This is a genomic window from Streptomyces africanus, from assembly GCF_030816955.1.
GTDB lineage: Bacteria > Actinomycetota > Actinomycetes > Streptomycetales > Streptomycetaceae > Streptomyces > Streptomyces africanus.
Genome location: NZ_JAUSYP010000001.1, coordinates 6,701,482 through 6,722,791 on the forward strand (window position 1 = coordinate 6,701,482; position 21,310 = coordinate 6,722,791).

The 21,310-nt window shown below is 72.9% G+C and carries 16 protein-coding genes and 1 pseudogene; 1 reads left to right on the forward strand and 16 read right to left on the reverse strand.

The window, feature by feature from the left end:
- Positions 1 to 81: 81 nt before the first annotated feature.
- Entirely contained in the window at positions 82 to 759 is a 678-nt protein-coding gene (locus QF034_RS31025) for a phosphatase PAP2 family protein (RefSeq protein WP_307177996.1), read from the forward strand.
- A gap of 7 nt (positions 760 to 766) precedes the next feature.
- Here QF034_RS31025 and QF034_RS31030 read toward each other — a convergent pair whose 3' ends face one another.
- The 16 genes and pseudogenes from QF034_RS31030 to asnB form a co-directional block, all read right to left on the reverse strand.
- Positions 767 to 2,110 (reverse strand): glutamate-1-semialdehyde 2,1-aminomutase, encoded by a 1,344-nt coding sequence (locus tag QF034_RS31030; protein WP_307177997.1) that lies wholly within the window; start codon positions 2,108 to 2,110, stop codon positions 767 to 769.
- Positions 2,111 to 2,117: 7 nt separating this feature from the next.
- On the reverse strand, positions 2,118 to 2,669 hold the full coding sequence (locus QF034_RS31035) for a dTDP-4-dehydrorhamnose 3,5-epimerase family protein (protein WP_307177998.1): 552 nt from the start codon (positions 2,667 to 2,669) through the stop codon (positions 2,118 to 2,120).
- Positions 2,666 to 3,883 (reverse strand): polysaccharide pyruvyl transferase family protein, encoded by a 1,218-nt coding sequence (locus tag QF034_RS31040; RefSeq protein ID WP_307177999.1) that lies wholly within the window; start codon positions 3,881 to 3,883, stop codon positions 2,666 to 2,668. The genes QF034_RS31035 and QF034_RS31040 overlap by 4 nt, the downstream gene beginning before the upstream one ends.
- Entirely contained in the window at positions 3,880 to 4,827 is a 948-nt protein-coding gene (locus tag QF034_RS31045) for a glycosyltransferase family 2 protein (RefSeq protein WP_307178000.1), read from the reverse strand. Before QF034_RS31045 ends, QF034_RS31040 begins: the two co-directional genes overlap by 4 nt.
- Positions 4,824 to 6,110, reverse strand: coding sequence for an MATE family efflux transporter (locus QF034_RS31050; RefSeq protein WP_307178001.1), 1,287 nt, complete (start codon positions 6,108 to 6,110; stop codon positions 4,824 to 4,826). The genes QF034_RS31045 and QF034_RS31050 overlap by 4 nt, the downstream gene beginning before the upstream one ends.
- A 5-nt stretch (positions 6,111 to 6,115) precedes the next feature.
- On the reverse strand, positions 6,116 to 7,399 hold the full coding sequence (locus tag QF034_RS31055) for a DUF4910 domain-containing protein (protein WP_307178002.1): 1,284 nt from the start codon (positions 7,397 to 7,399) through the stop codon (positions 6,116 to 6,118).
- Entirely contained in the window at positions 7,387 to 8,412 is a 1,026-nt protein-coding gene (locus tag QF034_RS31060; protein ID WP_307178003.1) for an NAD-dependent epimerase/dehydratase family protein, read from the reverse strand. The genes QF034_RS31055 and QF034_RS31060 overlap by 13 nt, the downstream gene beginning before the upstream one ends.
- Positions 8,413 to 8,415: 3 nt before the next feature.
- Positions 8,416 to 9,064 (reverse strand): annotated as a pseudogene (locus QF034_RS31065) (PIG-L deacetylase family protein).
- Positions 9,061 to 9,855: a glycosyltransferase family protein gene (locus QF034_RS31070; RefSeq protein WP_307178004.1), complete on the reverse strand. Its 795-nt coding sequence runs from the start codon at positions 9,853 to 9,855 to the stop codon at positions 9,061 to 9,063. The pseudogene QF034_RS31065 and the gene QF034_RS31070 overlap by 4 nt, the downstream one beginning before the upstream one ends.
- Positions 9,852 to 11,087 (reverse strand): class I SAM-dependent methyltransferase, encoded by a 1,236-nt coding sequence (locus tag QF034_RS31075; RefSeq protein ID WP_307178005.1) that lies wholly within the window; start codon positions 11,085 to 11,087, stop codon positions 9,852 to 9,854. Before QF034_RS31075 ends, QF034_RS31070 begins: the two co-directional genes overlap by 4 nt.
- Complete coding sequence (locus QF034_RS31080) at positions 11,088 to 12,308, reverse strand: glycosyltransferase (RefSeq protein WP_307178006.1); 1,221 nt, start codon at positions 12,306 to 12,308, stop codon at positions 11,088 to 11,090. It lies immediately after the preceding gene.
- A 2-nt stretch (positions 12,309 to 12,310) separates the two neighbouring features.
- Positions 12,311 to 13,543 carry an O-antigen ligase domain-containing protein gene (locus QF034_RS31085; protein WP_307178007.1) on the reverse strand — a complete coding sequence of 411 codons (1,233 nt, stop codon included), beginning with the start codon at positions 13,541 to 13,543 and terminating at the stop codon, positions 12,311 to 12,313.
- A gap of 1 nt (position 13,544) precedes the next feature.
- Positions 13,545 to 15,050, reverse strand: coding sequence for a right-handed parallel beta-helix repeat-containing protein (locus QF034_RS31090; protein WP_307180013.1), 1,506 nt, complete (start codon positions 15,048 to 15,050; stop codon positions 13,545 to 13,547).
- A gap of 181 nt (positions 15,051 to 15,231) precedes the next feature.
- Positions 15,232 to 17,175 carry an alginate lyase family protein gene (locus tag QF034_RS31095; protein ID WP_307180014.1) on the reverse strand — a complete coding sequence of 648 codons (1,944 nt, stop codon included), beginning with the start codon at positions 17,173 to 17,175 and terminating at the stop codon, positions 15,232 to 15,234.
- The gene (locus QF034_RS31100) at positions 17,175 to 19,358 is read right to left on the reverse strand and encodes a bi-domain-containing oxidoreductase (protein WP_307178008.1); all 2,184 of its coding nucleotides are present in this window, start codon (positions 19,356 to 19,358) and stop codon (positions 17,175 to 17,177) included. Before QF034_RS31100 ends, QF034_RS31095 begins: the two co-directional genes overlap by 1 nt.
- Positions 19,359 to 19,407: 49 nt before the next feature.
- Entirely contained in the window at positions 19,408 to 21,309 is a 1,902-nt protein-coding gene (gene asnB, locus QF034_RS31105) for an asparagine synthase (glutamine-hydrolyzing) (RefSeq protein WP_307178009.1), read from the reverse strand.
- Position 21,310: the final 1 nt, after the last annotated feature.

The window sequence follows — 21,310 nt, forward strand, 5'->3', positions numbered from 1 at the left end:
CGGTTCTCCGCGACCGCATTGCTGGCTAGGGTGGCGGGCAGAGACTGGCGGGGGCGCGGCAGCGCGGTAGCGGCGGGGGACATGGGACCGGGACACGAACCACTGCTGCGCAGGCCCGCGGTGCTGCCCTCAGTGCTGCGCGCGTGGCTCGGGCCGGTCGCGGCCCTCGCCGCGGTGGTGGTCGTCGTGCTCGGGGTCCTGTACGCCGGCCACAGCGAGCCCGGCAGGGTGGACAGGTGGATCATCCAGCCGACGGCGGACAGTGTGGGGCCGCCCTGGCGGTACCTCGCCCTGGCCACGGACTTCTCGGGGGAGCCCGTGGGAGCGGCGGCGCTGGTCGTGGCCGCCGTGACGGGCTGCCTGCTGCTTCGGCGTCCTCGCGCGGCGGTGCTCGTCGTTGCCGGCACCGGTCTGAGCGTGGGCACGGCGACGCTGCTCAAGCACCTGGTGGGACGCACCATCCACGGCGACGGCAACCTGTCCTATCCGAGCGGGCACACCGCCTTCCTCAGCGCGCTCGCCCTCGTGGTGGCGCTGTTCGCGACCGGCCGGCTCGGCCTCGGCAGGACGGCCGGCACGTCACTCGTGCTCGCCGCGGCGCTGGTCGCCGGCGCCGCCATGGGCTGGGCGCAGGTCGCTCTGGGAGCGCACTACCCGACCGACGTCCTCGGCGGCTGGTGCACCGCGCTGGCGGTGGTACCGGCGACCGCGTGGCTGGTCGATCGGGTGGCTGACGGCGGTCGAGGGAAGCGTCGCTGACGTCACCTCACGCCAGGCGGCGGAATACGGGCTTCACCGGTCGTCCGCCGAGCCACGGGGCGGGGTCGGAGGCGTCCAGTGCCTTCCGGTACACCGCACATGCCTGGGCCACCACGTCGACGGTGTGGTCGATGTCGGCGTCGGTGAGCGCGCCGCTCACCACGAACGACGGGGCCAGTACCCCGCCCGCGAGGAGCCGGCGCAGGAACAGGGTGCGGTACTCCTGCGACGGTTGCCCGTTCTCGTCGAGGGTGGCGAAGACCAGGTTGCTGGCCCGGCCCCGGACGACGATGTGGTCGCCGACGCCCATCCCGGCCGCGGCGTCGCGGACCCCGGCGGCCAGCCGCTCCCCGAGGGCGTGCAGCCGCGCGGTGATGCCCTCCTCGGCGTAGGTGGTCTGCACGGCCATCGCGGCGGCCAGGGAGTGCGTTTCCGCACCGTGCGTGGTGGACAGCAGGAACACCCGGTCGCCGGAGTGACGCAGCCCGCCCCGCTCCATCAGCTCGCGGCGCCCGGCCAGCGCGGAGACGGCGAAGCCGTTGCCCAGCGCCTTGCCGAACGTGGAGAGGTCGGGGACGACGCCGTACAGGCCCTGGGCGCCCGCCTCGGACCAGCGGAAGCCGGTGATCATCTCGTCGAAGATCAGGACGCAGCCGTACCGGTCGGCCAGTTCGCGCAGGCCGGCGAGGTACCCGGGCGGCGGCTCGGTGTGGGTGGCGGGTTCGAGGATCAGGCAGGCGACCTCGTTCCCGTAGCGGTTCAGCACCTCCTCCGTGGCGGCCAGGTCTCCGTAGGGGAACGCCACGGTGAGGTCGGTGGTCGACGCCGGGATGCCGGCGGACATCGGAGTGGTGCCGATGAACCAGTCGTCGGTGGAGAAGAACGGATGGTCGGCGCAGAGGGCCACCCGCGGGCGCCCGGTGGCGGCGCGGGCGAGGCGCACCGCGGCGGTGGTGGCGTCGGAGCCGTTCTTCGCGAACTTCACCATCTCGGCGGTCGGCACCGTGGCCAGGAAGCGTTCCGCGGCCTCGACCTCCACGATGGAGGGCCGCACGAAGTTGGAGCCGCGGTCGAGTTCCCGCCGCACCGCCTCGGTCACGCGGGGGTGGGCGTGGCCGAGGCTGACCGACCGCAGGCCGGAGCCGTACTCGACGTAACGGTTGCCGTCGACGTCCCACACATGGGCACCGCGGCCGTGGCTGATGACCGGGGCCAGGTTCTCGGGGTACTGGTCGTCGCCCTTGGCGTAGGTGTGCGCGCCCCCGGGGATCATGGCATGCAGCCGCTCGTTCGCCGCCCGCGACCGGGGCAGGAGGAACTCCTCGGTCTCTTCCGTGTGTTCGGTGTCCACGTGGGCCTCAACTCTCCTTGTGCTTCAGGACCTCGGCGAGGCTCGGCGCCTCCCGGTCCCGCTGGGACATCGATGTGGCCGCCAGCGGCCAGGGGATGGCGAGTTCCGGGTCGTCGAAGGCGATCGTCACGTCCTCGGCCGGATCGTGCGGGCGGTCGATCCGGTACGAGGTGTCAGCGGTTTCGGTCAGGGCCTGGAAGCCGTGCGCGCACCCCGCCGGGATGTACAGGGTCAGCTGCGTGTCGCCGGACAGCTCGAAGAAAGCCCGGCCCAGGTAGGTCGGCGAGTCGGCGCGCAGGTCCACGACGACGTCGAAGATCCTCCCGTACGAGCACCGCACCAGCTTGGCCTCGCCGGCACCGGAGCGCAGGTGCAGGCCGCGCAGCACGCCCCGGACCGAGCGGGACAGGCTGTCCTGGACGAAGGCGTCCGGGTCGAGGCCGACCGAGCGGACCACGTCGGCGTCGAAGGTGCGGCAGAAGAAGCCGCGCTCGTCGGCGTACGGCGTCGGCTCGAACAGGTACGCGCCGGCGATCTGGGGGACTTCGGTCGCCTTCATCGAGCCTCCCGATATACGTGGTGGTGTTCGGCCGCCGGGAACAGGGCAGCCGTCAAGGCGGTGAACTGGTCGTCGAGTTGCCGGGCGGTGGCCCGGTTGCGCTCGGTGAGGGTCCGCCGCAGCTCCGCCGATCGCTTCTCCAGCGCCCGGAACTGTTCGAGCAGCCGGTCGGCGTCGACCTCGCGCGCCGGGTGGCAGAACGCGTCCAGCCCCATCCGGGCCATGAGCGCGTCGCTCTTCACCGCGTAGCTGAGTGCGAGCGCCGGTGTGCCGGCCTTCAGGGCGCAGACCAGGTTGTGGTACCGGGTCGCCACCACGGTGTCGGCAGCCGCCGTCTCCTTCAGCAGGTCGGCCAGCGAGGCCGCCTCGGCAGCCGTGACCAGCGGCGAGTTCACCGCGTCGAGGATCGCCGCGACCACCGGCGCATCGCACGCGTCGCCGGTGAGCAGCCGGACCGGCCTGCCGTCCGCCACCAGCGCGCGGACGAAGCGGGTCACCCCGTCGAGGTAGCGCCGGTGGATCTCCTCGGCCCGGGCGCGGTCGTCGTTGCCGCCGTGGAAGGCCATGACGCCCACGCATACTCCGCCGGGCGTACCCGAGGGCGGGCTCGCCGGCGGTGCCGGCAGGGCGAAGGCGAGGTCCGGGTAGACCTCGTCGCGCGCGGTGTCCACGCCCATCGCCCGCATCGCGTCGCGGGACAGGGCGTCCCGGTACGACCGGTACGCGGCCAGCCGTGCCGACCAGCGCACCAGGGCCCGGGTGGGCCGGTCGCTGATCCTGTCCGCGCCGACGCCGACCAGCGCGACCCGGGTGCGCAGCAGCCGGCCGCTCGCGCAGAGCAGGAACAGCGAGTAGGGGAAGCCCCACGGCCGCAGCGGCAGCGTGGCCTCCAGGACGCCCATGCCCGGCACGATCACCACCTCGTGCCGGCGCACCCAGGCAGCGGTGCGGACGGCGTCGACGAGTTTGCCCAGCCCCTTGGCCGCGATCGCGCCCGCACGCGACGCGGTCCGGTACTCCCCGCGGTACCAGTGCAGCCGCGTCGCGGGGATGCCGTACCGGGCCGTGACGACCTCGGGCCCGCCGCACAGCGCGTCCACGACCGCCTCCGGGTGCTCGGCACGGAGGTAGCCGAGCACGGCCTCGAGCGACCCGTCGTTGCCGAGGTTGCCGGACCCGAGCAGGCCGAACACCCCGACGCGGGCAGCGGTCACGCCTGCCTCCCCTCACGGCCGGCGACCAGGGCGTCGACGGAGACCGTGAGCCGGCCCGGGGCGACCGGGGCGCGGTCCTCGACCCGCTCGCCGGCGCCCGGCCGGACCCGGCTGGTCATCCACGCGGCCAGGTGGCGGTAGCACGCGCGCCGGTCCGCCGGGGACAACGGCGCCCGCCGGATCGCCGAGGCGAAGCCCCAGACGTACTCGGCCAGCAGCCGGGGCGTCGGGTGCAGCGGGCCGGCCCGGCGCGGGTCCAGGTTGACGCACCGGGAGCGCTTGGACGGGTTCGCCCGCTCGGCGCGGGTGGGGTGGTCGCGGCGGAAGTACAGCAGCTCCGGCACCTGGTGGAAGGGCCCGTGCAGGGTGATCTCGGCGACGAACGTGCGGTCCGCGTGGTGGTAGCTGTCATGCGGCTTCACCCGGCGCAGCACGTCGGCCCGCATCACTCCGTAGAAGTCGTCGCCGCCCGGCTCGAACAGCAGGCTGCGGAAGCGTTCCGGCGCGTGCGGCGAGTCGGTGGCGAGCCCGTACTCGTAGGGGACCTTAACCCGGCCGTCGCCGTCGATGACCGCCTGGCCGCTGTGCGCGAGGATCACGTCCGGCCGCTCGTCCAGCGCCTGGACGCAGCGGAGCAGCAGGTCCCGGGCGTACAGGTCGTCGTGCGAGGCCCACTTGAACAGCTCGCCGCGGCACTCGGTGAAGACGAAGTTGTGGTTCGGCGCGGCGCCGATGTTCCGCGACAGGCGGAGGTACCGGATGCGCGAGTCCTTCGCGGCGTACCGGCGGCAGATGTCCTGGGTGCCGTCGGTCGAGGCGTTGTCGGAGATGACCAGCTCGAAGTCCTCGTAGGTCTGGCCGAGCAGGGCGTCGAGCGCCTCGGCGAGGTACTCCTCGCCGTTGTAGACGGGCAGGCCGATGCTCAGCCGGGGTTGGGCGGTCATGGCGTCCTCACTTCACGGAAAAGGTCTTGATGGCGCTCGCGCAGGGCGGACCGCAGGTGCAGCCACCACACGGCCGAGCCGCAGGCGGTCGCGGCGGCGACGCCCCAGGCCGAGCCGACCGTGCCGGCCACGGCCGCCCCGCCGAGCCCGCCGATGACGTAACAGGCGGAGGCGAACAGCTGGCTGCGCAGGCTGCGCCGGGCCGCGCCGAGCGCGCGCAGCCCGGCCGCCGCGCCGGTGCCGAGGCCGGCGCCCGCGACGCCGAGCGTGGCCGGCACGATGAGCTGCGCGGCAGAGCTCCAGACGTCGCCGAGCACGAGCTCGCCGAGCCGGTCCGGCACCAGCAGCAGTGCCGTGCCCCAGAGCAGTGCGGCGGCGGCCTGCCCGCCGCCGAGCAGGAGGCAGAACCTGGCCAGCCGGTGCGGGGCCCGCCGCAGCACCCGTGCCGCCTCCGCCACGGTGACCAGCGAGAGACCCATCAGCACGGCGAGGAACGGGCCGAGCAGCAGCTCCGCGCCCCGGATCGCGCCCACCGCGCCGACCCCGGCGATCGCGCCGAGCCCGTACGCCCGCAGCTGGCTCGCGCCGCTGACGCCGACGTTCTCGGCCAGGTACCGGTAGCTGAGATCGCGCTGCTCGCGAAGCCACTCGCGCGCCCCGGCCGGCCGGGGCCGGATGCCGGACTGGAAGCAGCCGTACACCGCGGCCACCGCGGCGGACGCGCCCCAGGCGAGCACGAAAGCGGCCACGCTGCCGACGCGGGCCGCCACCACCATGGCCGGGACGAGCGCGACGCCCCACACGAGGTCGTTGACGAATGCCTTCCGCCCGGTGCCGGCGGCGAAGAACGCGTATCGCCAGGCGTCCTGCAGCAGCAGCCCCGGCAGCATGACGCCGAGGCAGGCGAACGCGGGCCCCACACGGCCGCCGAGCCCCGGTCCGGCCACCAGGCACGCCGCGCCGATGGCGGCACCGACGCCGAGCGCGGTACCCGACGACCGGGCCACCGCCCCGCGCCAGGAGGCGTCCGGCACGCCGCTGAAGCGCACCACGAGCGGGTCGGTGGCCAGCCCGCGCGAGACGCTGAGCACCACGCCGTAGGTCACCCAGGCCAGGCTGAACACGCCGAACGCGGCCAGCCCGAGGGAGCGGGCCACGTAGATGCCCACCGCGAAGTTGGTCACGCTGGAGGCCGCCTGGTCGGCCAGCCCCCAGGACAGCCGGCCGACGAGGGCCCGCCGGCCGGACCCGGCCGGTGTCGTCGTCTCCCCCTCGGAGGTCATCGGCGTCACGCCTTGATCAGCCCGGCGCCGCGCAGGGCGTCGGCCGCGGCGGCGACGGTGTCGAACGGCAGCCCGGACCGCGCGGCGACGTCCAGCAGACTGTGCTCGCCGTCGGAGAGGTTGAGCACCCAGAGCATGGCCATCTGGGCCTGCTTGGTGTCGCTGCGGCCGCCGAGCGCGTCGTACAGCCCGCGCCGGCCCAGCTGCGGTTCGCCGTAGGGGCTGAGGTTGACGTACTGGCGGTTGCGGTCGAGGACGGCGAACGCCTCGCGGCAGACGGCGAGCGTGTCCGCCATCGCCTGAGGGGAGACGAAGTCCAGGTTGTCCGCCGAGGTGTGGTACTCGGGGTAGCCGGCGTACGGGGTCCGGGTGAGCGAGCCCACGCCGAGATCGAACCCGGGCGAGCAGAACTGCCGCTCGTCGTAGCCGTAGGGCGTGAACTCGGTGACCCGGTGCGGGCGTTCGGAGGCGGCCAGCACGTGCCGCATCACTCGGTCGATCTCCGCGTCGCCGCGCCTGCTCTGCTTGTACGTCAGCCGGCCCGGGTCGCCGGCGCAGGCCAGCACCAGCCCGTGCTTGACCCGCTCCACCCGCTCCGCGTTGCGGGCGAGCCAGGTGATCGCCCCGATGGTGCCGGGCGCGAAGAGGAACCGGTAGGTGTAGTACGGCGTCCGCTCCGCCAGCTCCCGGGCCAGGTACGTCGCCACCGCGATGCCGGCCAGGTTGTCGTTGGCCAGCGACGGGTGGCAGACATGGCAGGAGACGATCACCTCGTCGGGGACCTGCCCCGGGACCACGTGCTCGGCGTAGGTGAGATGGCCGTCGGCGAGGGTGGAGTCGATGCGGACCTCGTACTCGCCGTCGGGCATCGCGTCCAGGGTGTCCTGCGCCAGGCAGAAGCCCCACTCCGGCTTGTAGTAGCTGGTGCGGTACGGCACCCAACTCGGGTGGTCCGGCAGGGTGTGCAGGTGTTGCCGGAGCTCGGCCAGCGGCATGGTCGCCGACACCGGCACGCTGTAGCCGAGCACGTGCAGGCTCGATGCGGCGAAGTCGACGACCCGGTTGCCGTCGGCGTCGGCGATGTACGCGTCCCGGATGTTCCACTCCTGCGGCACCGTCCAGTCGAGCACCTGCGTGCCGGTCGGTACCTCGTGCGTCCGGAGCGGGATGTACTCCGCGACGATGTCCAGGGTGGCGCGCACGCCGTCGCCGGTGATGCTCCGGCACAGCGGGTACAGCCGCTCCACCAGCGCGTACATCTCCTCGCCGATCTCGGTCACGGGCGCCACCGCAGGGTGTCGTCGACGGCGCCGGCGTCCGATGCCGCGCGCAGCACGGCAAGGCGCGTGAAGCGCCGCTCGAAGTCCTCCCGGGTCAGCCCGTGGTTGCGGTAGGCGTCGGCGAGTTCGAGCGCGCCCTGCTTCACCGTCCACTCGCAGTCGAAGCCGGGTATCGCGGCGCGGAACCGGGAGAAGTCCACCCGGTACGAGCGCGGATCGGCGCCGGTCTCCCCGGTGATCACCACCTTCGAGCCGGGTACCGCCTCGGCGACCTGCCCGGCGATCTCGGCGACGGTGACGTTGTTGATCTCGCTGCCGATGTTGAACGCCCGGTCGTGCACCGCTTCCCGCGGAGCGGTCAGCGCGGCCGTGAACGCCCGCGCGATGTCGGCGGCGTGCACCAGCGGGCGCCAGGGCGTGCCGTCGGAGAGCACCAGCACCTCACCGGACAGGAGCGCGTGGCCCACCAGGTTGTTCAGCACGATGTCGGCGCGCAGCCGGGGGGAGTAGCCGAAGGCGGTGGCGTTGCGCATGAACACGGGGGTGAAGTCGCCGTCGGCCAGGGCGTGCAGGTCGTCCTCCACTCGCACCTTGGACTCCGCGTACGGCGTCACCGGGCGCAGCGGGGCGTCCTCGCCCACCAGGTCGTCGCCGCCGGCGGCGCCGTAGACGGAGCAGGTCGACGCGTACAGGAAGCGCCGCACCCCGGCGTCGCGGGCCAGCCGGGCCAGCCGCACGGACGCGTGGTGGTTGATGTCGTAGGTGAGCTCCGGCGCCAGCGATCCCAGCGGGTCGTTGGAGAGCGCGGCCAGGTGGATCACGGTGTCCACCCCGGCCACGTGGTCGGCCGTGACGTCGCGCAGGTCGACCCGGTGCCCCTGCGGGTCCGCGGGCGCCGGGCCGAGGACGCAGTCGGCGAACAGGCCGGCGTCGAGGCCGACGACTTCGTGACCGGCGGCCGCAAGGACCGGGGCCATCACGGTGCCCAGGTAGCCCTGGTGTCCGGTGAGCAGTACGCGCATGGTTCAACCCCCCAGGTTGAGCGTGAGTTTGGTGACGGCGAACGCTTCGGCGTAGCGCGCGTGGCTTTCGATGCCGCGGATCCGGGCCAGGCCCAGGAAGGCCTCCCGGTCGTACCAGGGGCGGTGCCGCTGCGAGGGGTAGTGCTCCTGCAGCAACCGCACCTTCTCCTCGGCGATCTCCGGCGACAGCGGCTGGTACGCCGCCATACGGCCGAGATCGCCGTCCCACTTGACGATCTCGTAGCCGAGGACCAGGTGGTCCCGGAACGCGGTCGGTATCAGCTGCGCCAGGCCACGGTGGTCCTGGTGCGCGTCATCGGTGCGCGGGGCGAGGACCAGGTCCGGGTCGGTCCGCTCGCGCAGTTCCTCGACCGCGGACTTGGCCTCCTCCCAGTGCGCGGGCAGCCGGCCGTCCGGCAGCTTGTGCACGGTCAGCCGCAGGTCGGCGCCCGGGCAGAACGCGGCGAGCGCCGCCTGCTCCTCCTGCTCGCGCTCGCTGCCGCCGCCGGAGAGCACCAGCGCGTCGACACGGACACCCGGCCGCGCGTGGCACAGCGTCAGCAGCGTGCCGCCGGCGCCGATGGCGATGTCGTCGCAGTGCGCGCCCACCGCGACGACGCGGTCCAGGGGGCCCGGCCCCGAGCCGGATCACGCGCTCACCGCCGCGCTGTCCTGTTCCCACACGGCCCACGGGCGGTCGCCCCGGGCGTAGGCCTCGTCGAGCGCCGCCCGCTCCTTCACGGTGTCGGTCGGCTTCCAGAAGCCGCGGTGCTGGTGCGCCACCAGCCGGCCGCGCTTGGCCAGTTGGGCGCATCCGTCGGCGACCAGGTCCCCGCCCTCCGGGATGTGGTCGAAGACCTCCTGCCGGAGCACGAAGTAGCCGCCGTTCTCCCACAGCGGCAGTTCGCTCACCGCGGTGATGCCCCCCACCAGGCCGTCCTCGCCCAGCTCCACGCAGTGGAACGACGACTGCGGCGGCACCACCATCATCGACGCACCCGCGTCCCGCCGGGCGAACCGGTCGATCATCTCCGGCAGCGGGGCGTCGGTGAGCACGTCGGCATAGTTGGCGAGGAACATCTCGTCGCCGTCCAGGTGGTGCCGCACCCGGCGCAGCCGCTCCCCGATCGGTGACTCGATGCCGGTCTGCGCGAACGTGATCGTCCAGTCCGAGATGTCGGTGGACAGCAGCTCGGTCCGCCCGCCTCGCAGCACGAAGTCGTTGGACGTCGTCTCCTCGTAGTTGAGGAAGAAGTCCTTGATGTGGTGGGCCCCGTACCCGAGGCACAGGATGAACTCCGTGTGCCCGAAGTGCGCGTAGTAGCGCATGACGTGCCAGATCAGCGGCCTGGGGCCGACCATCGCCATCGGCTTGGGCACGTCGTCTGCGGCACCGCTCCGCATCCGCATCCCGTAACCGCCGCAGAACAGAACGACCTTCATGCCTTGACCTCGACAATGCTCAGTTCCGGTATGGGAAAGACCAGCCGGCCGCCCCAGTCGTGCACGAAGGACAGCTGCTCGACCAGCTCGGCCCGCAGGTTCCACGGCAGGACGAGGACGTAGTCCGGCTTGTCGGCGGCGATCTGCTCGGGCGGCAGGATCGGGACGCGGGTGCCGGGGGTGTACCTGCCGTGCTTGTAGGGGTTGCGGTCGACCGTGTACGCGAGCAGGTCGGGCCGGATGCCGCAGTGGTTGAGCAGGGTGTTGCCCTTGCCCGGGGCGCCGTAGCCGACGACCGTCTCGCCGCGCTCGGCGGCCTCGATGAGGAACTTGAGGAGGTCCCGGCGCACCTTGGCCACCCGGGCGGAGAACTCGGTGTAACCGGACAGCTCCTGCAGCCCGGCGGCCTTCTCCCGGGCCAGCACGTCGGCCACCCGCCGGCTCGGCTCGCCGGCGACCTCGGCCGGCCGGGCCCACAGCCGGATGGAGCCGCCGTGCGTGGGCAGCAACTCGACGTCCACGAGGGTGAGTCCGCCGCTCGCCAGCGCCCGGGTCGCGGACGCGACCGTGTAGTACTGGAAGTGCTCGTGATAGATCGTGTCGTACTGGTTCTCCTCGATCAGGGTCAGCAGGTGCTGCACCTCGACGGAGACCCAGCCGTCGTCGGCGACCAGGGCGCGCAGGCCCTGGGTGAACCCGACCACGTCGGGGATGTGCGCGTACACGTTGTTCGCCACGACCAGGTCCGCCGGGCCGTGTTCGGCGCGGACGGCCGAGCCGGTGTCCGGGCTCAGGAACTCCGTGAGCGTGGGCACGCCCGCCTCGCGCGCCGCGGCGCCGACGTTCACCGACGGCTCGATGCCGAGGCAGCGGATCCCCCGGTCCACCACGTGCTTCAGCAGGTACCCGTCGTTGCTCGCGACCTCGACCACGAAGGCGTCGGCGCCGAGACCCACCCGCTGTACGGCGTCGGCGACGAACGTGCGCGCGTGCTCCACCCAGGACGTCGAGTACGAGGAGAAGTAGGCGTACTCCTTGAACGTCTCCTCCGGCGTGATCAGCGGCGGGATCTGCGCCAGCCAGCAGTCGGTGCAGACCCGCAGGTGCAGCGGGTACGCGGGCTCCGGCCGGTCCAGTTGGTCCGCGGCGAGAAAGCTCTCACACGGCGGGGTCGCCCCCAGGTCGACGACGCTCGCCAGCGCCGCCGAGCCGCAGAGTCGGCATCGTGTCATCTACTGCCCCCCATTGATTCCGTCCCCCGTTGATTCCGTCCGCCCCGCGATCGCGGTGCGGTACTCGTCCACCAGGCGCTCCAGGCCGACGGCCGGGCTGAAACCCCGCTCGTATCGGCGCCGGGCCGCCTGGCCCATCTCCCGGCCCAGGGCCTCGTCGGCCGCGATCCGGCGTATGCGGGACGCGAGCGAGGCCGGCTCGCCCGGCTGGTGCAGCAGCCCGGTCACACCGTCCTCGACGAGTTCGACGAAGGCGCCGTGACCGGCGGCGACGACCGGGACCCCGGCCGCCATCGCCTCCACGACCACCAGGCCGAACGCCTCCAGCCACGTCGAGGGAGCCACCACGGCGACCGACCGCGCGACGGCCTTCCGGCATTCGGCCGGGTTCAGCAGGCCGACGTAGCGCACGTCGTCCCGGCCCGCCGCCCAGGCGGTCACCTCGCGCTCCAGCGGCCCCGTGCCGGCGATCACGAGCGGCACGCCCACTCCGCCGTCCGCGGCGATCTCGTCCCACGCGGCCATGAGCAGCCGCACGCCCTTGGCTTCCGCGAGCCGGCCGAGATAGAGCAGATGCTCGCCGGCGCCGGATCGGCGGGCGTCCGGGTCGGGCACGAAGTTGTGCTTGACCGCCAGCCGTTCGGCCGGCATGCCGGCCCGCACCAGGACGTCACGCTGCGCCGCGGAGATGCAGAAGAACCGCTCCACGCCGGACCACCACCGCCGCCGGTTGACCGACAGGCTGACCGCGAGCGGCACCGTCGCCAGGCGGGAGCCGCGGTAGCAGCCGTGCCGGACGGCGGGCAGCGGTGTCGCCCCGACGCACTCGGTGCACGGCCGGCCGTCCCGCTGCAGCGTGCCGGGCGGGCAGACCTGGGTGTAGTTGTGCAGCGTGGCGACAGCGGGCACACCGGCGTCGGCGCAGGCGGCCAGCACCGCGGGCGACAGGAGCGGGAAGACGTTGTGGATGTGGACCACGTCCGGCCGCTCGGAGCGCAGCCGGGCGGCGAGTTCCGCGCGGACCGCCGGGTTCCACGGCACCAGCAGCGGCAGGGCGGCCTTGCGCGGCAGGGACAGACCGGCGATGTCGTCGCTGCGCCGCTCGAACACCCCGACCCGGTGGCCGGCTTCGCGCAGCAGCGCCACCTCCTGGTCGACGACCATGTTCTCGCCGCTCGGCTGGGCCGAGGCGTAGCGGTTGTGCACCACGAGGACATGCATGCTCAGGTCACCTCCGTTCTCCGGGCTCGTCGCGGGATACCTCGTCGAGGGGTTTCGGGCGTGGAGAGGGCAGGGGCCGCGGCAGGTGCCGCCAGCAGCGAGGCGGCCACGCCCAGATGCAGCAGATACGGCGAGGCGTCGCCCAGCCCCGCCTCGGTGTACGACGCGATCGCGCAGTAGCTGATCAGGAAGATCGCGCAGGCCCTCGACAGCGACGGGGGCCGCAGCAACGCGACGCCGCCCAGCACGACGATGACCGCCGCCACGAGCGCGACGCCGGTCATCCCCTGCTCCTGGTAGACGGCCAGCCAGCTGTTGTCGATCGGCAGCCCGCCGAACGACTTGTCACCCAGGCCCGCGCCGAACACGTACTCCGAGGTCGTCCGGGGCGCTGCCAGCAGGGCGTCCCAGACCTTGGCCCGGCCGGTGAGGTTGGAGAAGTTCTCCTGGCTCTGCCCGCGCAGGAACCACGCCCGCAGCGCGGAGCTGAACGCCACCGCGGCCACCGTGGCGCACACCACCGCCCAGGCGAAGAACCGGCGGGCGGCGGCGCTGGTCAGGACGAGCGAGCCGATCGCCAGCGCCAGCCCTACGAGCAGGCCGATCGTGGCCGTCCGGGTATGGGTCAGCGCGAGCAGGACGAGTGACGGCACGATGACCACCGCCGCGCTGCCCCGGTCGGTCCGGCGGCCCAGGACGAGCAGCACGGTGAGCCCGATGATCACCGCTGCGTACTGCCCGATCTGCGGCGGGGTGAGCGGCCACAACGCGCCGACCAGCCGCCCGCCGTAGAGCTCGGGCAGGGCCGCGCCCGGTGAGATGGCCAGGCCGGCGGCCACCGAGCCGAGCACCGCGAAGTACATCCGGATGTGGTGCCGGACGAACGTCAGGCCGCCGTCCCACCAGCGGCTGAGCAGCCACAGCGTGCCGACGAAGAGAGCCAGCCGGGCGCAGCGGAACAGCGCGCCGAACCCGGACTCCAGGTCCGCGCTGGAGATCACGCTCGGCACCAGCAGCAGGGTGAGCAGGAACACGAAGGCGCTGGCCCGGATGCGCAGCCGGAGATTGACGGCGAGCGCCAGCGCGAAGGCGGCGACCAGCGCGCCCATGGTGACCATCTGGATGAGGGAGCGGGGCAGCGGGACGATGGTCTTCGCCCCGGCCGAGCCGAGCGTGTTGAGGACCAGCAGCCCCCAGACCGCCCCGACGATCTTCGGCGTGTGATCCGCGGCCATCTCAACCACCGTCCCCTGCGCGGAAGGTGCTGCCCGCGTCCTGCTGGTACGGCGGGCCCTGCCACTGCGCCGGGTCGAGCTCCTGGCTCGGGTCGTGGGCGACGAAGGTCCAGGGCCCGGCGTAGACGTTGTCGTGCCAGCGGTTGTGCTGCTTGCGGGTGATCGCCTCGGCCACCCGCTCGCCCTGGTACGGCGACCAGTCCGGATAGGTGCCGTAGTTGGCCAGCAGCGCCATGCGGCCGCACTTCGCCGCGCACTTCACGACGGACGTGTCCAGCACGAAGCGGTTGTGGTGGATGTCCACCCGCTGAGTCTTCCAGCGGCAGTCGGCGTAGAGCGGCGCGGTGGCGATCGCCGGCCGCGCACAGCGATCGGTGTCCCGCACCAGCAACGTGCAGTCACCGGACGAGGTGTTCGCCGGGCTGTTGCAGAACCGGTCGGCGTTCTCCCACAGGGTGATCCCGGACCAGTTGTTCTCCAGCACGTTCCGGGAGATCTCGATCCTGTCCGTGCGGGCCCGGACCCGTGGTTCGCCGCCGGACTCGGACAGGTAGACGGTGGCGAAGGGGAAGGTGTCGCCGCGGTCGGCCGCCTTGCGGCCCTCGACCCAGTTGTTCCGCCGGATCGTGTTGTTCCGGATGACCGCGTTGTAGCTGGTCTCGTAGATCAGCGCGGCGCCGTCGTTGGCCTCCAGCACGTTGTCCTCGATGCGGAAGTCGTTGTTGTTGGTGTCCGCCCACAACCCGGCTCCGCGGTTGTCGTGCACCCAGTTGCCGCGTACGTCGGCACCGTCGACGGCCCAGAACTTGACGCCCCCGGTGCAGCCGCAGCCCGGCCGCCGCCGCTCCCAGTCGCCGGTGTTGTTGCCCGCGATCTCGTTGCCCTCGACCACCAGGCCGGTGATCCGGCCCTTGCCCTTGTACGCGTTCATGCCGTACTGGCCGTTGCCGCGCAGGCAGCTGGCACGGACCTGCTGGCGGGCACCGGCCATCAGCCCGGCGCCGGAGTTGTGCTGGATCGTCGCGTGCTCGATCACCCAGCCGTCGGCCGAGTCGTGGTTGACCACGCCCTCGTCGTGCGGCGCGACGAACCCCTGGACGGTCAGGTAGCGGATGGTGACGTCGCGGGCGCTGCCGCCGAACGCGTACTGGTTCTTCTTCCCGCCGTCGAGCACCGCGCCCGGCGCACCGAGGTAGCGGTTCCCCTCCTTGGGGATGACCTGGGCGTAGCGGTCCGGGTCGAGCCTGTGCGTGCCCGGCCGTAGCCAGAACGTGGTGTGCGCGGGGCTGCTCTTGGTCTTCGCGGCCAGGTCACCGGCCTTCGCGGGGTCGACCGTCACCGCGCCCGCCGGCGCCTTCGCCGGCCCGGCCGCGGGCTTGGCACACACCCGGGCCACGGCCACGGACGTGGAGGGCGCAACGGTCGGCTCCGCCCCGGCGCTCGGCGTGCTCGTACAGCCGGTCGCGGACAGCACAGCCAGCGCCAGCGCCCATTGCAGCTTCTTCATCCCCACGCGCCCGCCCCTAGGGGGCTTCTGATGGACCTCCGCGGCGTCGCGACGCCCGGCACGCACTCTCGCCGCACCGGACAAAAGGCCTAGTAGCTCCGCTACGAGGCCTTCCGCCCGGCACGCCGAGAGCACGCACCGAACGCCGCTCCTTCTTCCACGGAGATCCATCAGAAGCCCCCTAGCCGCAGAACCCGAGCACGGTGGTGAAGTCCTGCGCGCCGTCGGCGAAGCCGGTGCCGACCAGCGTGGTGGAGGGCTCCTTGCGTCCGAAGCCGGGGGAGTACCAGCCGAGCGGCGGGTCCGTCTCGCCGCGATGCGCCCGCCAGGACAGCTGCCCGGGCAGGTCGAGCACCGCGGAGCGGTCCTCGCCGTCCCGGGTCCAGGTGAGCTGTGCCCGGTTCCCCACCAGGTCCGCGGCGATCGCCGGGCCGAGGTGGAACGCCAGGTGCACGGCCCGGCGCGGGCCGCGCACCTCGTCGACCACCCTCAGCTCCCGGCTCGCGGCCGTCAGCTCCACCCGGCGGCGGTGCACGGAGGGCCGGTAACCGTCGTGCTCGGCGCACCAGCGGGCCACCCCCTCACCGGACGTGTCCGCGACCAGGACGCGGCTCTCGGCATGCCGGGTCCACAGGAACGGGCCGCCGGAGACGGACTGGTCACCGCCGTCCAACCGCAGGGTGTTGTGGCCGAGGGTGGACCGGAAGTACCGCCGCCACTCGGGCTGCCCGTGGTAGCAGTACGTCCCCGGGTCGGCGAGCACGTCGACCCCGTCGTGCCGGACCTCCACGGACAGCGCGTCCGCGTGGGCGTGCGCGGCGATGGACAGGAACCCGTGCGGACCACCGTCGCAGCGGCACCAGATCTCTCCCGGACCGCGCAGGATGGTGAGCCCCGCGTCCGCGAAGTGGCCCGGTCGGCTCGCCGGGCGGGTCACGGACGGTTCCGTGGGCCTGACGAGCCCGGCCAGCAGCGGGGTGCGCACATCGGTGCCGGTCACCGCCGGCCACCAGGCGAGCCGGCCGAACACCGCGTCCCCGGTGGCCAGCAGCGAGCCCCAGCGGTCGGTACCCGCGCCGTCCACGACCAGACCGTGCCCGTCGTCGGCGTCCCCCTGGCGCGGCGGGCGCAGCCGGTTGTCCACGACGGCCGCGAGCGCGTCGGTCATCCGCAGCAGCACCAGGCGGACCGTGGCGGGGACCGGCACACCCGCGGCATCCGCCTCGGCCACCGCGGCCAGGCCGAGCTCCAGCACCAGTCCGTGATACTCCGTGGCCAGCTCGCGGTTGAGGCCGGAGGGGAAGGTGTTGCCGCGCAGCTGCCGCTCCAGCGACCGCAGCGCGTCGGACCGCCAGCGCCCCGAGGCGGGGAACCACCCGAACGCGCAGGCCGCGGCGAACTGCCCGGCGGCCTCGGCGATGACGTGGTTGTTCGCCGAGGACCCCCGGCTGGGGAAGGCGGCCAGCCAGCGCTGGTGGTGCCAGATCTGGTGCAGCGCCTCCGGGTTGCCCTCGAACAGCCCGGCCGCCCCCGGCCAGCCGTCGAGCAGCCGGCGGATCCACACCCAGGACAGCAGCCGGATCCCCAGCTCGATGCCGCTCGTCCAGTGCACTCCGCGCAGCGGCGCGTTGCCCGCCCACCACGACCGCAGGTGCTCGGCCACACGCTCGGCGTACCGCTCGTTGCCGGTCACCGCGTACGCGGCGGCGAGCACGGTGAGGTACTGATGCCGGGACAGCTCCCAGATCTGCTTGATGTCCCCGACCGCGTCCTCGTCCCGGTACGGCACGTCGAAGGCGTAGCCCGACGGCGCCCGGCGCCCGGTCTTCGGGTCGTACCACCAGTCCGGGTCGACCAGGTCGTCGCGGTCCACCCCGAAGAACTCGGCGTGCCCGGCCATCAGCCGGTCCGCCTCGGCGATGAGGCGCTTCGCGGCGTCCGGCGGCACCGCGGCGATCGCCCCGGCGGGCAGGACCGCGGTGAACCGGGCGCCGGTCACGCGGGGGCAGTCGGGCCGCGCCGACCGCCACCGCCGCCTGCGCACCGCGTCGCCCACCCGGCCGCCGACCTCCCGCGGCCCCATCCGGGACAGCCGCCGCAGGTACCAGCCCGCGCTCATGGTCATCATGTTCTCTCCAGCGTCACCGGCGCGCCGCCGGCCAGGCCGGCCTGCACGGCGAGGGTGGCCGCCGTGGTGGCGACCAGCGACTGGAGCGGCACCGGCATCGGCCCGCCGGTCCGCACGGCCTTCACGAACGCGGCCAGTTCGGCGTTCTGGCCCTTGTCCCGGGCCTTCGGCAGCCGCGAACTGACCCATCGCTTACGGTCGTACACCGAGGCACGGACGAAGTCGTCGAGCCGCAGCACCTTGCCGTCCGCGACCAGGTCCAGCGTCTCCTTGGGGAAGCCGGGAGAGCCGGTGGTGACGTAGCTGATGGTGGCGGTGGACCCGTCCGGGTAACGCAGCACGACCTGCAGGTCCTCGTTGCCGGGCGAGGCGACCGCGTACACCGAGACCGGGTCGGCCTCCAGCAGCCAGCTCGCCGTGTCGATGAAGTGCCCGCCCTCACCGGCGAACCGCGTGCCCTCGGTCCCTTGCCGCAGGTACCAGCTGCCGTGGTCGAGGCGGCCCGCGTTGACCAGGTAGCGCAGGCTCGCCGGACCGGTCCGGGCGCCGAACCGCTGCCTGGCCTCCTGCAGCAGAGGCGCGAACCGGCGGTTGAAGCCCACCTGCAGCCGGTCGTTGCCGGACTCCTCCACCGCCGCGAGCACGCCGGCCAGCTCGTCCTCGGTGAGGGCCAGGGGCTTCTCCACGAACACCGCCTTGCCGGCCAGCAGTGCTCTCCGGGTCAGTTCGGCGTGCGAGCTGTGCCGGGTGACCACGAACACCGCGTCGACGGACGGGTCGCCGAGCACGGCGTCGAGGTCGGTGGTCGCCGCGGCGAAGCCGAACTTCCGCTGCGCGTTGGCCCCGGACAGCGCCGTCGTGGTGACGACGGTCGACAGCTCGACACCGTCGCGCTGGGCCAGGTGCGGCAGCAGCATCGACGTCGCGTAGTTGCCCGCGCCGACGAACGCGAGGCGCACCGGCGTCCTGGCGGCCCGGGCCGGACTCGGCTTCACGCTTTCAGTGGACACAGCCACCGCGGGCACGGCCACCGCAGGGGCCGGCGCCTGCGGTGCCTGTCCGGGATACCGGAACAGGACCGCGACGGCTTTCAGTTCGCCGTCCTTCAGGCTCTGGTACGTCTCGACGGCGTCGTCGAAGTCGGCGATGTGGGAGACCAGGGGCTCCACGTCGACGCGGCCGCGGGCGAGGAGATCGAGGAAGCACGCCAGGTTGCGGCGCTCGGTCCAGCGCACATAGCCGACCGGGTAGTCCCGCCCCTCCAGCTCGTACTCCGGGTCGTAGCGCCCGGGGCCGTAACTGCGGGAGAACCGGACGTCGAGCTCCTTCTCGTAGTACGCGTTCCACGGCAGCTCCAGGCGGCACTTGCCGATGTCGACGACCCGGCCGCGGTCCCGGCTCAGCCGGGCGGCCAGCTCGACGGGCTGGTTGCTGCCGCCGCCGGCGGCCAGGTACACCTGATCCACGCCCAGGCCGCCGGTGAGTTCGGCGACGGCGATCTCCACGGCCGCGGAAGCGGGATCGCCGCAGGCCGCCGCGCCGAGGCGCTCGGCGAGTTCGCAGCGCGCCGGGTCGGGGTCGGCCCCGATGACGCGGACTCCCGAGGCCGCCAGCAACTGCACCACCAGCTGCCCGATCAGCCCGAGGCCGATGACCAGTGCCACCTCACCGAGCTGTGACTCGCCTCGGCGGACGCCCTGCAGCGCGATCGACCCGACGGTGCCGAAGGCCGCGTGCCGCGCCGCGAGGCCGTCCGGCACCGGGGCGTAGAGGTTCTTCGGCACCCAGTTCAGCTCGGCGTGCAGCGCGTGCTCGTTGCCGGCGCAGGCCACGAGGTCGCCGGCCTTCACGTCGTCGATGCCGGCGCCGACCTGCTCGACCACCCCGCACAGCGAGTAGCCCAGCGGCGTGTAGGAGTCCAGCTTGCCCATCACCTTGCGGTAGGTGGCGGGCACCCCGTTGGTGGCCACGCTCTGCACGACCTTGGCCACCTGGTCCGGCCGGGAGCGGGCCTTGCCCAGCATCGACATGCCGGCCTCGGACACCTTCATGAGCTCAGTCCCGGTCGAGATCAGCGAGAAGGCACTGCGCACCAGCACACCGCCCGGCTTGCACCCCGGCGCCGGCACGTCGAGCAGCGCCAGTTCGCCGCTCTTGTAGTTCTGCACAACCTGTTTCACCCGATGTCCTCTTGTCTCTACGCCGTCAGGGAGAGTTCCGGCCGGCCCCTCAGGTCGCGCCGCGATACCAGTACTCGAGGGTCAGCACATGCCACAGATGCTTGGAGAAGTCCCGCTGCCCGGCCGCGTCCTCGGCGACCATCCGCGCCAGCGCATCGCGGCGCAGGAACCCGGAACGGACGAGCTCGCCGTCGTTCACCACCTCGCGCACCAGCGGCGCCAGATCCCGGCTCATCCAGGCGCGCAGCGGGGCGCTGAACAGCCCCTTGGGCCGGTACACGATCTCCCGGGGCAGGACCGAGGAGGCCGCCTCCTTGAGCACGGCCTTGCCCTGCCGTCCGACGATCTTGCGGTCGCCGGGCACGGCGAACGCCGCCTTCACCACCTCGACGTCCACGTACGGCACCCGCACCTCGGTCGACGCGGCCATGCTGGAGCGGTCCGTGTACGCGAGGTTCAGGCCCGGCAGGAACATCCGGGCGTCGGTCAGGCACATGCGGTTGACGAAGTCGTCGAGGTCGTTGTCCTCGTAGACGTCCGCATGCTCGGTCAGCACGTCCTCGACCGTCCCGGCCAGGTCCGGATTCAGCAGGGCGAGGAGCTCGTCCTGGTCGTACATGGTGTAGCTGCGCCGGAACGCGGTCTCCTCCGGCAGATCGGCGAAGGACAGGAACCGCTTCGCGAAGCGCACCGACCGGTACCCCCGGCGGGACGTGGCGACCGGCAGCCGGTCCACGGCCGCGGACACCCCGCGCCGCAGGGGCCGGGGGACGCGCTGGTAGCGCAGCGCGAGCAGGTTGGCCAGGTGCTTGCGGTACCCGGCGAACAGCTCGTCGGCGCCCATTCCCGAGAGCATCACCTTGACCCCGGCCTCCCGGGCGGCCGAGCAGATCAGGAACGTGTTGATCGCCGCTGGGTCACCGATCGGCTCGTCCAGGTGGTACGTCATCTCCGGCAGCAGGTCGAGCACGTTCGGAGCGATCTCGATCTCCCGGAGGTCGACGCCGAACCGCTCGGCCACCTGCCGGGCATAGCGCAGGTCGTCCGGCATCGCCTCGAACTTGGCGTCCTCGGCGCGGAATCCGATCGTGTACGCGGAGATCCCGGGCCGGTCGCGGGCCGCCAGCGCGGTCAGGTAGCTGGAGTCCAGCCCGCCGGAGAGGAAGGTCGCCACGGGTACGTCGGAGAGCAGATGGCGCCGGGTCGACTCCTCGACGACGGCGGCCAGGTCCGGCTGCTCGCCGGCCAGCGCCCGCTCCCGGCCCTCGGCGGCGACGTCCTTGAGGTGCCAGAACCGGCCGCGCTCCACCCGGCCGTCGGGCCGGCACCGCAGCCAGCTCCCCGGCGGCAGCTTCTCCGCCTCGCGGAACGCGCACCGTGAGTCCGGCACCCAGTAGTACAGCAGCGAGGCCACCAGTGCCGCATGGTCCACCTCCAGCTTCCCGCCGGTCGCGGCGGCGAGCGCCTTGAGCTCGGAGGCGAACACCAGGCCCTCGCCGCGCCGGAGCAGGAACAACGGCTTGATGCCGAGCTGGTCGCGGGCGAGCACCAGCTCACCCGTGCGCTCGTCGAAGACCCCGAACGCGAACATGCCGCGCAGCCGGGGCAGGCAGTCCGTGCCCCACCGCCGCCACGCCTCCAGCAGCACCTCGGTGTCGGAGGTACCGCGGAAGCGCACCCCGGCGGACGTCAGCTCGGCGCGCAGCTCGGGCGCGTTGTACAGCTCGCCGTTGTACGTCAGGGCGAGGCCGTCCGAGACCATCGGCTGGGCGCCGGTCTCGGACAGGTCGATGATGGCCAGCCGGCGGTGCCCTAGCTGGACGTCGCCGTCACCGGCGGGATGGCCGTAGCGGCCCGCCCCGTCCGGACCGCGGTGGGCGAGGGCATGGGTGAGCCGGTCGGTCACGACCTTCCCGTCCGGCCATCGGTACGTGCCTGCGATGCCACACATG

Excerpts from the sequence above, each read along its gene's own strand:
- QF034_RS31050 (WP_307178001.1), bottom strand. The coding sequence starts at position 6,110 with ATGACCTCCGAGGGGGAGACGACGACACCGGCCGGGTCCGGCCGGCGG.
- QF034_RS31045 (WP_307178000.1), bottom strand. The coding sequence starts at position 4,827 with ATGACCGCCCAACCCCGGCTGAGCATCGGCCTGCCCGTCTACAACGGC.
- QF034_RS31085 (WP_307178007.1), bottom strand. The coding sequence starts at position 13,543 with ATGGCCGCGGATCACACGCCGAAGATCGTCGGGGCGGTCTGGGGGCTG.
- QF034_RS31090 (WP_307180013.1), bottom strand. The coding sequence starts at position 15,050 with ATGAAGAAGCTGCAATGGGCGCTGGCGCTGGCTGTGCTGTCCGCGACC.
- QF034_RS31070 (WP_307178004.1), bottom strand. The coding sequence starts at position 9,855 with ATGAAGGTCGTTCTGTTCTGCGGCGGTTACGGGATGCGGATGCGGAGC.
- QF034_RS31075 (WP_307178005.1), bottom strand. The coding sequence starts at position 11,087 with ATGACACGATGCCGACTCTGCGGCTCGGCGGCGCTGGCGAGCGTCGTC.
- QF034_RS31095 (WP_307180014.1), bottom strand. The coding sequence starts at position 17,175 with ATGACCATGAGCGCGGGCTGGTACCTGCGGCGGCTGTCCCGGATGGGG.
- QF034_RS31080 (WP_307178006.1), bottom strand. The coding sequence starts at position 12,308 with ATGCATGTCCTCGTGGTGCACAACCGCTACGCCTCGGCCCAGCCGAGC.
- QF034_RS31035 (WP_307177998.1), bottom strand. The coding sequence starts at position 2,669 with ATGAAGGCGACCGAAGTCCCCCAGATCGCCGGCGCGTACCTGTTCGAG.
- QF034_RS31060 (WP_307178003.1), bottom strand. The coding sequence starts at position 8,412 with ATGCGCGTACTGCTCACCGGACACCAGGGCTACCTGGGCACCGTGATG.
- asnB (WP_307178009.1), bottom strand. The coding sequence starts at position 21,309 with ATGTGTGGCATCGCAGGCACGTACCGATGGCCGGACGGGAAGGTCGTG.
- QF034_RS31025 (WP_307177996.1), top strand. The coding sequence starts at position 82 with ATGGGACCGGGACACGAACCACTGCTGCGCAGGCCCGCGGTGCTGCCC.